Here is a 14896-nt window from a genome sequence, read left to right as displayed (position 1 = left end):
AATGAAAAAGAAGACATTGGAGACGATGGTGGCATTGGCGCTGGCCGCCATGTACACCCCGGGGGTAATTGCACAGGAAACCCCGGCCACCGCCGGCGAAGCAGCTCCCCCTGCGGCCGCCCCCGCCGCCCCCGCCCAGGACAAAGTCGAAACCGTGGTCGTCACCGGTTTCCGCTCCAGCCTCCAGAAGGCGCTCAACCTCAAGGCCCAGGCCATCGGCGTGCGCGACTCCATCGTCGCCGAGGACATAGGCAAATTCCCCGAGGCGAACGTCGCCGAATCGCTACAGCGCGTGCCGGGCGTGATCCTGAACCGCGACGAGTCGTCCGGCGAAGGCCAGCGCATCTCGATCCGCGGCCTGCCGACCGACTACTCGGTCACCACCCTGAACGGCGCGCCGGTCAACACCACGTCGACATCGACCATCGGCAGCGCCGCGCGCGGCTTCAACTACGACGTGTTCGCGTCCGAGCTGTTCGGCCGCGTCGACTTCTACAAATCGCCGCTGGCCGAGCTGACCGAGGGCGGACTCGGTGGCGTGGTCGACCTGCAGACCCCGCGCCCGTTCGACAATCCGAAGCGCACCATCCGCTACGGCCTGACCGACACCTACAACACCGCCTCCAAGCACCATGATCCGAACGGCTTCGTGCTGTACTCGAACACCTGGGACAAGCTGGGCTTCCTGATCGGCGCCTCGCACTCGGGCAGCGTCAACACCCGCTCCGGCTTCGAGGCGACGGGCGGCTACAACAGCTCCTTCAACGGCAGCCAGAGTCCCGTGAAAGGCAATTTCGCACTGGCCCTGGACTATGACGATCCGCGCGCCAACCTGTCCGGCTATACCCGCGACCAGATCGACAAGGCCCTGCTGCCGCGTATCTACCGTTTCTACGGCTCGCAGAACGAGCGCACCCGCGACGGCCTGGTGTCGTCGCTGCAGTGGAAGACGCCGACCCTCAACCTCAGTCTCGACACGATGTACTCGAAGCTGGAGAACACCCGCGAGGAAACCCTGTTCGGCATCCTGGTGCGCAGCACCAGGACCACCAACCGCACCTTGCCCGCCGGTTCCAACGGCAACAACGGCCTGATTCCGGTCGACGTGAAAATCGATCCGGCCACCAATCTGTTGACCGGCACCTTCGCCAACACCACCTATAACGCCGGCGCCGGCTACACCAAGGACGAAACCGAATTCGGTTACGGCGCCTTGAACGGCAGCTGGAAGGTCAGCGACAAACTGACCCTGACCGGCCAGGCCAGTTTGAACCAGAGCAGCGCCACCAGCGCGACCGGCCAGTTGTCGGGCTTTATCTACGGCGCGCAATCGACCATCGACTACGGCAGCGACCATGTCTATCCTTCGATCTCGTCGCCGACCAGCTACACCGATCCAAACAACTGGAGCGGTTTCGCCGTCAGCACCGGCTGGACCAAGGAAACCGACAAGGGCAAGCAGGCGCGCGTGGTCGCCGACTGGGACTACGACCTGCCCGGCGAATGGACCGGCCACCTGAAAGCCGGCCTGACCTTCGTCTCGACCACCAAGGGCGTCAACAAACGTAACGGGACCTCGCTGGCGACGGCGAAGTTGAACAGCATCGGCCCGGCCGGCATGCGCAACGGCATGACCAGCAACCTGCCGATCGATAACCTGGACTTCGGCGCCGGCTGGCCGCATTCGTGGAGCACCTGGGACAGCAACTACTTCTACTCGCAGTTCGATCCGAACACCTACAATCCCGAATCGGCCTTCACGCCGTCGCAAAGCTTCACCGCGCAGGAGGATGTCAAGACCGCGTTCGTGCAGTCCGACTTCCGGGGCAAGATCGGCGAGCGCGAACTGCGCCTGAACGCCGGTGTACGCTTCTCCGGCACCGACACCAAGATCGACAACTTCAAGCAGCAGGGCGCCAGCCTGGCGTACTCGCCGAACCATGAGCAAGGCTCGTACAGCAATGTCCTGCCGGCCGTCAGCGGCGCCTTCGACCTGACCGAGAACCTGATGTGGCGCGCCTCGTGGGGCAAGACCATCACGCGCGCCTCGCTGTCGGTGATCGCCGCGCAAACCGTGATCCCCAACCAGTTTGACAACACCGCCACCTCGGGCAATCCCAACCTGCGCCCGCAGCAGTCGAAGAACCTGGACACCAGCCTGGAATGGTACTTCTCGCCGGGCAGCCTGCTGTCGGCGGCCTACTTCAAGAAGGAGCTGACCGACGCCACCGTCGCCAACACCCAGCTGGTCACCTTCGGCTCCCTCGGCCTACCCGACACCGCGCTCGGCCCCCTGTTCCAGGACGCCAGCGGACGTGTCGACCCGAACCTGGCGATGACCCTGCGCAGCTACACCAACGCCGGCCAGCAAACGCTCAAAGGCTACGAGCTGGCCTACCAGCAGGCGTTCAGCTTCCTGCCTGCGCCGTTCAACGGCATGGGCGCGCTGGCCAGCTACACGCACATCGATCCGTTCAACAGCGCCAAGTGGATCACCAACGCCGGCAAGGAGATCGAGGTCAACTCGGTGCCGAAGTACGCCTACAGCACCACGCTGTACTTCGAGAACGGTCCGATCGCGATGCGCATGTCCTATAACTACAAGGGCAAGTCGCTGCACGGCGATAACCCGCGCAACCTGGGCGACGACTTGATACGCTGGCGCGCCGGCCGCGGCTACCTCGACGCCAACATCAGCTACAAGATCAGCGAGAAGCTGGAGTTCCGCATCGACGCGCTCAACCTGAGCAACACGCTGGCCCAGGATTATTTCGAGGACGCGAGCGGCCAGTACGGCAGCGGCAAGAAGACACGGATGGACTACGCGAAGTATGATGGCCGCACCATCAAATTCGGCATCCGCGGAAAACTCTAAGGGACCATCACCAACCTATGATGAAACGACTCTTCGCAACCGGTGCGATCGCGCTCGGTTTGGCCGGCTGCGCTACCGCGCCGCCGGCGGTCGACACCTCCGAACAGGAGGTCGTCGCCATTATCAACAAGGTCAACGACTACTGGCAGCAGCGCGAAACGCCGCAAAAGTGGGCGTTCTGGGATATCGCCGCCTACCACACCGGCAATATGGAGGCCTACAAGATCACCGGCAATCCGCGCTACCGCCAGTATTCCGAGGACTGGGCCATCCACAACCAGTGGCAGGGCGCGAAGTCCACCGACAAGACCAAGTGGAAGTACCAGTACGGCGAGACCGACGAGCATGTGCTGTTCGGCGACTGGCAGATCTGCTTCCAGACCTACATCGATCTCTATGAGCTCGACAAGGTCAAGGACCCGCGCAAGATCGCCCGCGCGCGCGAGGTGATGGAATACCAGATGAGCACCGCGCAGAAGGACTACTGGTGGTGGTCGGACGGTTTGTACATGGTGATGCCGGTGATGACCAAGCTCGCCAACGTCACGGGAGAGCGCAAGTACCTCGACAAGCTGCACGAGTATTTCGACTATTCGAACAGCATCATGTACGACAGCGAGGAGCGGCTCTACTACCGCGACGCGCGCTACGTCTATCCCAAGCACAAAAGCGTCAACGGCAAGAAGGACTTCTGGTCGCGCGGCGACGGCTGGGTGTTCGCCGGCCTGGCCAAGGTGCTCGCCGACCTGCCCAAGGACGATCCGCACCGCGCCGACTACGTGGCCAAGTTCAAGGGCATGGCGCAGGCGCTGAAGAAGGCGCAATCGGACGACGGCTACTGGACCCGCAGCCTGCTCGATCCCGCGCACGCGCCGGGGCCGGAAACCAGCGGCACCGCCTTCTTCGTCTACGGCTACCTGTGGGGCATCAACAATGGCGTGCTCGATCGCGACGAGTACCTGCCAACGGTGCGCAAGGGCTGGAAATTCCTGAGCAAGACGGCGCTGCAACCGGACGGCAGGATCGGCTATGTGCAGCCGATCGGCGAGCGCGCGATTCCGGGACAGGTGGTCGATCAAAATTCGACCACGCCTTTCGGGGTGGGCGCGTATCTGCTGGCGTCCTCCGAAATGGTGCGGCTGCTGAAAAAATAAGAACGGAGACACGATGGAACGACGTAATTTCATACAGGCCGTGATGGCCGGTTCGGCCGCCGGCGCCACTTTGGGCGCGCAAAGCGCGATCGCCGCCACGCCCGCCGCAGGGTCGGCTTCGGTGGCGGGCGCCGACGGCAAAACAGCGCGCGCGCAACTGGCCGCGCTGGCGCAGAAGATGACGGAACCGGTGCTGGTCAATATGGCGGCCGGCACGCTGAAGAAGAACTTCGCGCTGGAAGTCAGCCCGACCTGGGATGGCCGCGACAAGGGCGTCGCCTATCTGGAGTGCTTCGGCCGGCTGATCGCCGGCGTCGCGCCGTGGCTGGCGTTGGCGGACGACGGCACGCCGGAGGGCCGCACCCGCAAGCGCCTGCATCAACTGGCGCTGCAAAGCTATACCAACTCGGTCGATCCGGCCAATCCCGACTACCTGCTGTGGAAAGGCCCGGGCCAGACGCTGGTCGATTCGGCCTACTTCACCAACGCCCTGATCCGCGCGCCCAAAGCGCTGTGGGAGCCGCTCGACGCCAAGACCAAGCAGCGCATCATCGCCGAGATCAAGGCGCTGCGCCGCATCGAGCCGCCCTACATCAACTGGATGCTGTTCGCGGCGATGAACGAAGCGTGGCTGATGTCGATCGGCGAGGAGTTCGACCCGCTGCGCATGAACGTCGCGATCCGCAAGATCAACGAATGGTACGTGGGCGACGGCTGGATCAAGGACGGCGACGCCTTCCACTTCGACTACTACAACGCCTTCGTCATGCACCCGATGCTGGTGGAGATACTCGACGTGCTCGATCAGAAGAAAGGCGCGTTCTGGAACGGCAAACCAGAGGAGCTGCGCGCGCAGGCGGTCAAGCGCATGCAGCGCTACAGCGAGCACCTGGAGCGCTTCATCTCCACCGACGGCAGCTTCCCGCCGATCGGCCGCTCGCTCACCTACCGCACGGCGGCCTTCCAGCCGCTTGCGCTGCTGGCGCTGCGCAAGCAGCTGCCGGCCAGCCTGCCCGAGGGCCAGATCCGCGCAGCGCTGCAGGCGGTACACAAGGCCGTGTGGACCGCTCCCGGCAACTTCACCAAGGACGGCTACCTGACCATCGGCTTCGTCGGCCACCAGCCGGAGCTGGGCGACTGGTACTCCAACAACGGCAGCATGTACATCGCCTCGGCCAGCCTGCTGCCGCTTGGCCTGCCCGAGAGCGACAGCTACTGGACCTCGGCGCCGCAGGACTGGACCCAGAAGAAGGCCTTCGCCGGCGCCCGTTTCCCTAAAGATTACCCAGTCAACTACTGATTCCATGACCACATACTCGATTTCACGCCGCGGCGTGCTGCGCGGCGCCAGCGCCGCCATGGGCAGCCTGCTGCTGCCGGTGGCCGCCCAGGTACACGCCGCCGCCTCCGCGCGCTTCGCCATCGGCGACAGCGACTTCCTCCTCGACGGCAAGCGCCTGCAGATCCGCTGCGGCGAGATGCACTTCGCCCGCGTGCCGCGCGAATATTGGACGCACCGCCTGAAGGCCATCAAAGCCATGGGCCTCAACACCGTCTGCGCCTACCTGTTCTGGAACTACCACGAATGGCGCGAGGGTAAATACGACTGGGCCGGCCAGCGCGACGCGGCCGAATTCTGCCGCCTGGCCCAGGCCGAGGGCTTATGGGTGATCCTGCGTCCCGGCCCCTACGCCTGCGCCGAGTGGGAAATGGGCGGCCTGCCATGGTGGCTGCTGAAAAGCCCCGGCGACAGCTTCCTGCGCACGCGCCACGCCAACTACATGACGCCGGCCAAGCGCTGGATGAAGGAAGTCGGCCGCGCCCTCGGCCCGCAACAGATCACCAAGGGCGGTCCGATCCTGATGGTGCAGGTCGAGAACGAATACGGCTTCTTCGGCGAAGACCTCGACTACATGCGCGAGATGCGCCAGGGGCTGCTGGACGCCGGTTTCGACGTCCCGCTGTTCCAATGCAATCCGACCAACGCCGTCGCCAAGACCCACCTGAAGGAGCTGTTCTCGGTGGCGAACTTCGGCAGCGATCCGGCCGCCGGCTTCAAGGTGCTGGACCAGGTGCAGAAAGGGCCGCGCATGTGCGGCGAATACTACTCCGGCTGGTTCGACACCTGGGGCGCGCCGCACCGCCGGGGCTCGGCCGCCGGCGCGGTGGCCGACATCCAGACCATGCTCAAGGCGAACGGCTCCTTCAGCCTGTACATGGCGCATGGCGGCACCACCTTCGGCCTGTGGGGCGGCTGCGACCGGCCCTTCCGTCCGGACACCAGCAGCTACGACTACGACGCCCCGATCAGCGAAGCCGGATGGATGGGCGAAAAATTCCAGGCCTACCGCGACGGCATGAAGCCCTACCTGATGGCCGGCGAAACGCTGCCGCCGCCACCGCCGCAAAATCCGCTGATCGCCATCGCGCCGTTCACGATGAAGCAGTCGGCGCCGGTGTCGTCGGCGCTGCCGGCCAACGCCATCAAGGTCGTATCCCCCGAGCCGATAGAGAAGTACGACATCAGCCGGGGCCTGGTGTCCTACAGGGTTACCCTGCCCGCCGGTCCGGCCGGCACCTTGGAGGCGGCCAAGGTGCGCGACCTGGCCTGGGTCTACGTCGACGGCAAGGAGGTCGGCACGATGGACACCCGCTACCGCCGCTTCAAGGTCGACCTGCCGGCGCGCAGCCGTCCCGTGACTCTTGAAATCCTGTTGTACACCATCGCCCGCGTCAACTTCGGCGTCGAGATCCACGACCGCAAGGGCATGCACGGGCCCGTGCGTTTCGCCGGCCAGCCGCTGGAAAATTGGGAAATCCGCGCCATCGACTTCGACGCCGACGGCGTGCTGCCGCCGCTGACGTGGAAAGCCGGCCGCGCCAAGGGCCCGGCCTTCTGGCGCGGCAGCTTCGACGCGCCGCAAACCGGCGACACCTTCCTCGACATGTCGAGCTGGGGCCAGGGCGTGGTATGGGTCAACGGCCGCTGCCTGGGACGCTACTGGAACATCGGACCGACGCAGACCATGTACCTGCCCGGCCCGTGGATCAAGCGTGGCCGCAACGAGGTGGTGGTGCTGGACCTGACCGGGCCCCAAAGCGCGCGCATCGCCGGCCTGAAGGCGCCTATCCTCGACAAGCTGCGCCCCGAACTCGATCTTGCCCGGCCGCCGAACAACGACAAACCGGCGCTGGACGGGGTCAAGCCGGCGCACGAAGGCGAATTCCAGAACGGCGCCGCGACCCAGGATGTCAAGTTCGCACAGGCCGTCAAAGGCCGCCAGGTGTGCCTGGAATCGCTCGACGCCTTCGACGGCAAGCAGTTCGCCGCCATCGCCGAACTGGCGTTGCTTGGCACGGACGGCAAGACGCTGAACCAGTCCAACTGGACCATCGCCTACGTCAGCAGCGAGGAGCGCACCAAGGAGGACGGCTCGGCGCTCAACGCCATCAACGGCCAGGCCACGGACTTCTGGCATAGCGCCTACAGCGGCAAGGCGCCGCATCCGGCCCACCCGCACCGCATCATCCTCGACCTGGGACAATCGGACACGGTGGCCGGCTTGCGCTACACGCCGCGCCAGGGCGCCGACGGGGTAACCGGCCGCATACGCCACTACCGGGTCTACGTCGGCGAGCAGCTGGTCAAAACCGGCTGACCAGCCAACCGGCCGATCGGTCGTGTATGCGTCCCGACACATACACGACCGATTCCGCGACGCGAATGCACCCTACACGCATGCAAGCATTGACATCAACTATCTTGTCGCGCAATCATCTCAACAACGGCCACGGTGGCCGGGATGATGGCGTGACAAGGGCAGCCGGCGATGAACAACCGCGAGAATTTTTGGCACCATCCCGGCTGGCTGTTTTGCCTGCTGCTGCCGTTGTTCCACTTCGCCAGCGTCAAACTGACCTTCTTCTGCGCCGTCACGCCTGAAAACGTGGTCGTCGTCTGGCTGCCCAACGCGGTGCTGCTGGCGGCGCTGCTGCGCTTCGAGGGGCGCCGCGCGCCGCTGCTGGCCGCCCTCACCTTCACCTCCGATGTGCTGGGCAACGTCAACGCCTTCGGCTGGACGGGCGCGTTCCTGTTCAGCGTCTGCAATTTGACGGAAGTCCTCGTCACCTACGCTTTGATGCGCCGCAGCGGCGCGTCGTTCAGCCTCCAGCGCCTGAAGGATCTGATGATCTTCATCCTGGCCGGCCCCGTGGTCGGCGCGTTGCTGGCGGCCTTCATGGCGGCGGCCGTGCTGCATTTTCTGTTTCATGCCCCGCCTTCGTACTTCACGCTGACGCGCCTGTGGTGGTTCGGCGACGGTCTCGGGCTGCTGATCTACACGCCGCTGCTGCTATCGCTGTCGCAGCCGGCACGCCGCGAACGGCGCCTGACGCGGCTCGACGACGCCCTGCTGATCTTCACCCTGCTGCTGGCGACGGCCGTGCTGTCCGCGCACGGCGGTGAAATCGACGGTGTCTCCGTCACGCCAACCTTGCTGCTGCCGGCGGTGGCGCTGATCGCCTTCCGCTGCGGCATCCGCCTCACCACCCTGACGGTGGCGCTGATTTCCCTGTCGACAGCGATGATGATGACCACCGGGCTCAAACCGTTCGGCGACGTGCCGGTACACCTGGAGACCGTGCGCGCGCAGGAGTTCATCCTGACGCTTTGCATCGTCGGCATCGGCTTCGCCGTCCTCCTGGACGAGCTGCATGCACGCGAGCGCGACCTGGAAAACCGCGTGCGCGCGCGCACCCGGGAACTGGAAAAGTCGAACAGCCTGCTGGCGGCCATGAGCGCCACCGACGGCCTGACCGGCATCGCCAACCGGCGCCGCTTCGACGAGATGCTGGCCAGCGAATGGAACCGCTGCCGCCGTGGCAACCGGATGCTGATGCTGGCGATGCTGGACGTCGACCTGTTCAAGCAGTACAACGACCATTACGGCCACCAGGCCGGCGACGACGCGCTGTGCGCCGTCGCGGACGAGCTGACCACGCATATCCGCCGCAACAGCGACTTCGTGGCCCGCTACGGCGGCGAGGAATTCGCCATCATCGCCGAGGCGCCGGACCTGGCGCACGCGCTGGCGATGGCCGACATGATCTGCCAGTCCATCTCCTCGCTCGGAATTCCGCACGACCGCTCGCCCTTCCAGGTGCTGACGGCGAGCGTCGGCGTGGCGCTGATCGTTCCGTGCGAGGACGACCAGCCGGTCGACCTGATGAAACTGGCCGATGCCGCGCTTTACCGCGCCAAGCAGCAGGGCCGCAACCGGGTCGAAATCGCCGACGCGGAGATGGTCACGGTCACCTGAACGCCGCCGCCGCCGGCGGGCCGGCCGGATGGACGGCTGGTTGGCCGGGGGCTTTGCCCGCCAGCTGGCGGTACTGGGACGGGGTGACGCCGGTGGTGGCCTTGAACTGGCGCGTGAAGGCCGAATGGTCGCCGTAGCCGCAGGCCTGGGCGATTTCGGCCACGCTGGCGCCTCCGCCCAGCATGCGCGACGCCGCCTCGACGCGGGTCTGGATGATCATCTGCCTCGGCGTCAGGTGGAAGATGCGCAGGAAATAGCGCTCGATCTGCGCCACCGACATATTCGCCGTGCGCGCCAATTCGGCCAGATGCAGCGGCTGGCCGAACTGCTCCTGTATCAGGTTCACCGCCGCCGCCACCTTGCGGTAGGCGGGATTCTTCTTGTCCGCCATCGCCAGGTCGCGCGAGACGCCGGTCAGGCCGACGATGCGGCCGTCGCCGTCGCGCAGCGCCGTCTTGCGCGTCAGGCACCAGCCGGGATCGCGGCTGGGATACAAATGCAGCTCCAGCTGGTCCTCGATGTCGTGGCCCCCGGCGAGCACCGCCATGTCCTGCGCCACATAGGACTGGCCGAAGGGATGGGCGAACACCTCGGCCGGAGTGCGTCCGATCAGCGCCGATTTGTGCCGGCGGCCGCATCGCTGCACCAAGGTCTGATTGACCACCACATACCTTCCCTGCACATCCTTGACAAAAAAAACCACGTCCGGCAGCGCGTCGAAAAGCGCCTCGGCGAAGAACGGATCGGCTATGCCTGCGCCCAGCGCGCGGCGGGCGGGGTCGTCGGGGAGGGAGGAATTGTCCATGTTTGCGATTGTGCCAGCGGTCCGTTCCGCAGTCTGCTGTTTTTTTGAGATTGTGCCGATTTCGTCATTTAACGTGCGCAGGCGGTGCAAGACAGCTCACCCCGGGAAGACTAAGATTCGAGCATGAAAACCATCACCATCATCGACTCCCATACCGGCGGCGAGCCTACCCGGCTGGTCACCGAGGGCGGCCCGGATCTGGGCAAAGGTCCCCTGGACGAGCGCCTGGCGCTGCTCAAACGCGAACACGACACCTTCCGCTCGGCCGTCGTGTGCGAGCCGCGCGGCTCCGACGTCCTGGTCGGCGCGTTGTTGTGCGAGCCGCACGCCGCCGATTGCGCGGCCGGCGTCATCTTCTTCAACAACGTCGGCTACCTGGGCATGTGCGGCCACGGCACCATCGGCCTGGTGGCCTCGCTGGCCTTCATGGGCCGCATCGGGCCGGGCCGCCACCGCATCGACACCCCGGTCGGCGTGGTGGAGGCCGAGCTGCATGAAGATGGCAGCGTCACCGTCGACAATGTCGCCTCCTACCGCAGCCGCGCACAAGTCAGCGTGGACGTGCCGGGCTACGGCGCGGTCACCGGCGACGTCGCCTACGGCGGCAACTGGTTCTTCCTGGTCGCCGACCATGGGCTGGAACTGAACGTCGCCAACGTCGAGGCGCTGACCACCTACAGCGTTGCCGTCGGCGCGGCGCTGCAGCGGGACGGCGTCACCGGCGACGGCGGCGCGCTGATCGACCACATCGAATTGTTCGCGCCATCGCGCACCGGCGCCGACAGCCAAAGCTTCGTGCTATGCCCGGGCAAGGCCTACGACCGCTCGCCGTGCGGGACCGGCACCAGCGCCAAGCTGGCCTGCCTGGCGGCCGACGGCAAACTGGCCGAGGGCGCGCTGTGGAAGCAGGAAAGCGTCATCGGCAGCGTGTTCGAGGCGTCCTACCGCTATCGCGGCGAGCAGCTGGTCCCCAGCATCCGCGGCAAGGCGTGGGTCAACGCCCAGGCATGGCTGATCCTCGACCCGACCGATCCCTTCCAATGGGGCATCAGGTGAACAACACCGACGTGATCGTCGTCGGCGCCGGCATCGTCGGCGCCGCCTGTGCGGACGCGCTCAGCGAGCGCGGACTGCGGGTGGCGGTCATCGAGCAGGATATCGCCGGCGGCGGCGCCACGGCGGCCGGCATGGGCCACCTGGTGGTCATGGACGACAACGCGGCCGAACTGGCGCTGTCGGCGTATTCGGTCGCGTTGTGGAACGATCTGGTGGGCGAGCGCCCGCAGCGCCACGAATACAGCGGCTGCGGCACCATCTGGGTCGCCGCCGATGAAGAGGAAATGGACGCCGCGCGCGTCAAGGCGCAGACGCTGTCGGCCTACGGCGTCACCTGCGAGCTGCTGTCGCCGGCGGCGCTGTACGCGCGCGAGCCGCAGCTGCGCGCCGGCCTGGCCGGCGGCCTGCTGGTCAAGGGCGACGGCCTGGTCTACCCGCCCAAGAGCGCCCGCATCCTGCTCGACCGCGCGATGCGGCGCGGCGCCATCACCAAGCGCGCCGCCGTCACCGCCATCGAGGACCACGGCGTGGTGCTGGCCGACGGCACGCGCCACCAGGCGCAGCACATCGTGCTGGCCGCCGGTTCGCGCTCGTCGGCGCTGCTGCCGGAGCTGCCGGTGCAGCCGAAAAAAGGACACATCGCCATCACCGACCGCTATCCCGGCTTTGTCCGGCATCAGCTGGTGGAGCTGGGTTATATCAAAAGCGCCCATGCCGCCAGCGGCGATTCGGTCGCGTTCAATTTGCAGCCCCGTCCCACCGGACAAGTCTTGATCGGCTCCTCCCGCCAGTTCGACACAATCGATACGGCGGTGGAGCCGGCCATGCTGCAACGGATGCTCAGGCACGCCACCACCTTCACCCCGGCGCTGGCGCAGCTCAACGTGCTGCGCTGCTGGACCGGCCTGCGCGCCGCCACGCCCGACGGCCTGCCCTTGATCGGACCGCACCCGGCGCGGCGCGGCCTGTGGCTCGCCACCGGCCACGAAGGCCTGGGCATCACCACCTCGCTGGCGACGGCGCAGCTGCTGGCCGGCCAGATGCAGGGCGAGAGCACGCGCATTTCCATCAATCCCTACCTGCCCCGCCGCTTCCATGTTTGAATTCGCCGCCCACACTTTTGCCAACAACCGCGCCAACGGCGACAAGGGCGATAGCCTCACCCTCAGCATCAATGCCCGCGCCATCACCGTGGCGCCCGGCGTCAGCGTGGCCGCCGCCATCGCCATGGCCGGCAGCATCGTCACGCGGCGCTCGGTCGGCGGCGCCGCGCGCGCCCCGTTGTGCGGCATGGGCGTGTGCCAGGAATGCCGCGTGACCATCGACGGCAGGCCGCACCAGCTCTCGTGCCAGACCCTGTGCGCCGACGGCATGCATGTGCAGACCGGCGCGCTGGAGCGCGCGGCATGAGCTACTACGACGTCCTCGTGATCGGCGCCGGCCCGGCCGGACTGGCGGCGGCGCATGCCGCCTGCGCCGGCGGCGTGAAGGTCGGCATCGTCGACGACAATCCGCTGGCCGGAGGCCAGATCTGGCGCGGCGGCCCCGATCAACAAACAGACCCGCGCGCGCAATCGCTGTGGAACACGCTGCGCGACGCGCCCAACGTCACCTTCCTGCCGCAAACGCGGGTGCTGTATTCGCCGGAGCCCGGACAACTGCGGGTGCAAACGGCGGCGGCGTCGGACACGCTGCGCTTCGGGCATCTGATCCTGGCGACGGGCGCGCGCGAACTGCTGCTGCCCTTTCCCGGCTGGACCCTGCCCGGCGTGACCGGCGCCGGCGGCCTGCAGGCGCTGGCCAAGGGCGGCTATCCGCTGCGCGGCAAGCGGGTGGTGGTGGCCGGCAGCGGCCCGCTGCTGCTGGCGGTGGCGGCCACGCTCAAGCTCAAGGGCGCGCACATCGTCGCCATCATCGAGCAGGCGGCGACGCCGGCGATGGCGCGCTTTGCCGCCGGCCTGCTGGCGACGCCGTCCAAGATCGCGCAGGCGCTGCGGCTGGCCGCGCAACTCAAGGACGTGCCCTATCTGCGCGACAGCTACGTGCGCGCGGCGCACGGCGACGGCACGCTGCAATCGGTGCTGGTCCAGCGCGGCAAGGGCCGCGGACTGGAGACGCTGCAATGCGACTACCTGGCCTGCGGCTACGGGCTGATACCGAACGTGGAACTGGCGCAGGCGCTCGGCTGCGCCACCGCCAGCGGCGGTGCCGGGACGGCGACGGTGGTCGAAGCGGACCACTGGCAGCAAACCTCGGTGCCCGGCATCTACTGCGCCGGCGAAGGCACGGGCGTGGGCGGAGTCGACCTGGCGCTGGTGGAGGGCCGCATCGCCGGCCTGTCGGCCACCGGCCAGATCGTGCCGACACACGCCGATTTCGGCCAACGCGCGCGCTGGCGCAAATTCGCCGCCGGGCTGGCGCGCGCCTTCGCGCTGCGGCCGGAACTGGCCACCCTGGCCGGCGACGACACCATCGTCTGCCGCTGCGAGGACGTCTGCCACGGGGAACTGCGCACGCACACCACCTGGCGCTGCGCCAAGCTGCAAACGCGCTGCGGCATGGGGCCGTGCCAGGGCCGCATCTGCGGCGGCGCCACCGAAGTGCTGTACGGCTGGCGTCCCGACGCGGTGCGCATGCCGATCTCGCCGGCGCGCATCGACACCATCATCGCCTGACACAGTTAATTGCGCTTGGCGACCGAGGTGCGCAGCACCAGTTGCGGTTCGATCATCGTGGTGTCCGACAGCGGCTTGCCGTCGATGGCGGCGATCAGCTTTTCCATCGCGGCGACGCCCATGCGCTCGCTCTGCAGGTCGACCGTCGTCAGCGCCGGCGACGTGTATTGCCCGTACTGGATGTTGTCGAAGCCGGCCACCGAGATGTCGGCCGGCAGGTTGAAGCCCAGCGTTTGCGCGGCCTTCATGAAGCCGAGCGCGATCAGGTCGTTGTAGCAGATCAAGGCGTCCGGGTGCTCGGCTCCCAGCATGATGGCCGAGCACAGCCGCTCGCCTTCCGCCGACGTCGGCGCGCTGCCTTCGTAGACCGTCAATTCCTGCCCGTAGCCCTTCAGGCATTCGCGGATCGCGCCCAGCCGGTCCTCATCGCGGCGCGAGCGCGGGAAACTCAGGTAGGCGATGCGCTTATGCCCCAGCGAGACCAGGTGGCGCACCAGCATGCCGGCGCCGCGATGGTCGTCGCTGCCGACCCACGGCAGGTTCAGCCGCGCCGGCCGGCCGAAATACACCAGCGGCTTGCCCAGGTCCATGACCCAGTCCATTTCCGATTCGAGCATGCGCGAAAAGATGATCAGGCCGTCCACGCGGCGGCTCAGCGCTTCCAGCAACGGCCGCTCGCGGTCGGGATTTTCCTCGGTGTCGACCAGCAGCAGGGTGTAGCCGTGCGCCAGCGCGACCCGGTTGGCGCCCTTGACGATGCTGGTGAAATGGGGATTGCCGACGTCCAGCACCGACAGGCCGATGCTCTTGGTGCGGCCGGTGATCATCGATTGCGCCAATGGATTGGAACGGTAGCCCAGCCGCGCGATGACTTCCTTGATGGTCGCCTCCACCGCCGGCGAGAAGCGCTGCGCGCCGTTGACGAACTTGGAGACGGTGGCCGTCGAGACACCGGCCGCCGCCGCGACGTCGCGGATGGTTGCTACATTTTTTTTCATGATCGGGCTGTGGGG

Annotated in this window: 11 protein-coding genes; 9 read left to right on the top strand and 2 right to left on the bottom strand. The window is 66.7% G+C overall.

Annotated elements, in window-relative coordinates; all coding sequences use genetic code 11:
- Position 1: 1 nt before the first annotated feature.
- From NHH88_06520 to NHH88_06500, 5 genes are all read left to right on the top strand, one after another.
- Positions 2 to 2875 (top strand): TonB-dependent receptor, encoded by a 2874-nt coding sequence (locus tag NHH88_06520; GenBank protein USX15435.1) that lies wholly within the window; start codon positions 2 to 4, stop codon positions 2873 to 2875.
- A gap of 17 nt (positions 2876 to 2892) precedes the next feature.
- Positions 2893 to 4029, top strand: a complete 1137-nt coding sequence (locus NHH88_06515) for a glycoside hydrolase family 88 protein (GenBank protein ID USX15434.1) — start codon at positions 2893 to 2895, stop codon at positions 4027 to 4029.
- Positions 4030 to 4042: 13 nt separating this feature from the next.
- Positions 4043 to 5329: a DUF2264 domain-containing protein gene (locus tag NHH88_06510; protein ID USX15433.1), complete on the top strand. Its 1287-nt coding sequence runs from the start codon at positions 4043 to 4045 to the stop codon at positions 5327 to 5329.
- Positions 5330 to 5333: 4 nt separating this feature from the next.
- A complete protein-coding gene (locus NHH88_06505) occupies positions 5334 to 7688 on the top strand; it encodes a beta-galactosidase (protein ID USX15432.1) in 2355 nt (784 codons plus the stop codon).
- Between the two features lie 171 nt (positions 7689 to 7859).
- Positions 7860 to 9347, top strand: coding sequence for a diguanylate cyclase (locus tag NHH88_06500; GenBank protein USX15431.1), 1488 nt, complete (start codon positions 7860 to 7862; stop codon positions 9345 to 9347).
- Here NHH88_06500 and NHH88_06495 read toward each other — a convergent pair.
- A complete protein-coding gene (locus NHH88_06495; protein USX15430.1) occupies positions 9340 to 10152 on the bottom strand; it encodes an AraC family transcriptional regulator in 813 nt (270 codons plus the stop codon). The two genes, NHH88_06500 and NHH88_06495, sit on opposite strands and share 8 nt — an antisense overlap.
- A gap of 123 nt (positions 10153 to 10275) precedes the next feature.
- Between NHH88_06495 and NHH88_06490 the strand changes: the two genes are divergently transcribed.
- The 4 genes from NHH88_06490 to NHH88_06475 are packed head-to-tail and all read left to right on the top strand — an operon-like array spanning position 10276 to position 13883.
- Positions 10276 to 11208, top strand: coding sequence for a 4-hydroxyproline epimerase (locus NHH88_06490; protein USX15429.1), 933 nt, complete (start codon positions 10276 to 10278; stop codon positions 11206 to 11208).
- A complete protein-coding gene (locus NHH88_06485) occupies positions 11193 to 12311 on the top strand; it encodes an FAD-binding oxidoreductase (protein USX15428.1) in 1119 nt (372 codons plus the stop codon). The genes NHH88_06490 and NHH88_06485 overlap by 16 nt, the downstream gene beginning before the upstream one ends.
- Positions 12304 to 12618: a (2Fe-2S)-binding protein gene (locus NHH88_06480; protein ID USX15427.1), complete on the top strand. Its 315-nt coding sequence runs from the start codon at positions 12304 to 12306 to the stop codon at positions 12616 to 12618. Before NHH88_06485 ends, NHH88_06480 begins: the two co-directional genes overlap by 8 nt.
- Positions 12615 to 13883, top strand: coding sequence for an FAD-dependent oxidoreductase (locus tag NHH88_06475; GenBank protein ID USX15426.1), 1269 nt, complete (start codon positions 12615 to 12617; stop codon positions 13881 to 13883). The genes NHH88_06480 and NHH88_06475 overlap by 4 nt, the downstream gene beginning before the upstream one ends.
- 5 nt (positions 13884 to 13888) lie before the next feature.
- On the opposite strand, the gene NHH88_06470 is transcribed toward NHH88_06475, so the two are convergent.
- Positions 13889 to 14881 (bottom strand): LacI family transcriptional regulator, encoded by a 993-nt coding sequence (locus tag NHH88_06470; GenBank protein USX15425.1) that lies wholly within the window; start codon positions 14879 to 14881, stop codon positions 13889 to 13891.
- Positions 14882 to 14896 lie beyond the last annotated feature (15 nt).

The sequence above is a fragment of the Oxalobacteraceae bacterium OTU3CAMAD1 genome, from assembly GCA_024123915.1.
Taxonomy (GTDB): domain Bacteria; phylum Pseudomonadota; class Gammaproteobacteria; order Burkholderiales; family Burkholderiaceae_D; genus Rugamonas.
This window is presented reverse-complemented; position numbering and strand designations above follow the sequence as displayed.

Excerpts from the sequence above, each read along its gene's own strand:
- NHH88_06485 (USX15428.1), top strand. The coding sequence starts at position 11,193 with ATGGGGCATCAGGTGAACAACACCGACGTGATCGTCGTCGGCGCCGGC.
- NHH88_06500 (USX15431.1), top strand. The coding sequence starts at position 7,860 with ATGAACAACCGCGAGAATTTTTGGCACCATCCCGGCTGGCTGTTTTGC.
- NHH88_06490 (USX15429.1), top strand. The coding sequence starts at position 10,276 with ATGAAAACCATCACCATCATCGACTCCCATACCGGCGGCGAGCCTACC.
- NHH88_06520 (USX15435.1), top strand. The coding sequence starts at position 2 with ATGAAAAAGAAGACATTGGAGACGATGGTGGCATTGGCGCTGGCCGCC.
- NHH88_06510 (USX15433.1), top strand. The coding sequence starts at position 4,043 with ATGGAACGACGTAATTTCATACAGGCCGTGATGGCCGGTTCGGCCGCC.
- NHH88_06515 (USX15434.1), top strand. The coding sequence starts at position 2,893 with ATGATGAAACGACTCTTCGCAACCGGTGCGATCGCGCTCGGTTTGGCC.
- NHH88_06475 (USX15426.1), top strand. The coding sequence starts at position 12,615 with ATGAGCTACTACGACGTCCTCGTGATCGGCGCCGGCCCGGCCGGACTG.
- NHH88_06495 (USX15430.1), bottom strand. The coding sequence starts at position 10,152 with ATGGACAATTCCTCCCTCCCCGACGACCCCGCCCGCCGCGCGCTGGGC.
- NHH88_06470 (USX15425.1), bottom strand. The coding sequence starts at position 14,881 with ATGAAAAAAAATGTAGCAACCATCCGCGACGTCGCGGCGGCGGCCGGT.
- NHH88_06505 (USX15432.1), top strand. The coding sequence starts at position 5,334 with ATGACCACATACTCGATTTCACGCCGCGGCGTGCTGCGCGGCGCCAGC.
- NHH88_06480 (USX15427.1), top strand. The coding sequence starts at position 12,304 with ATGTTTGAATTCGCCGCCCACACTTTTGCCAACAACCGCGCCAACGGC.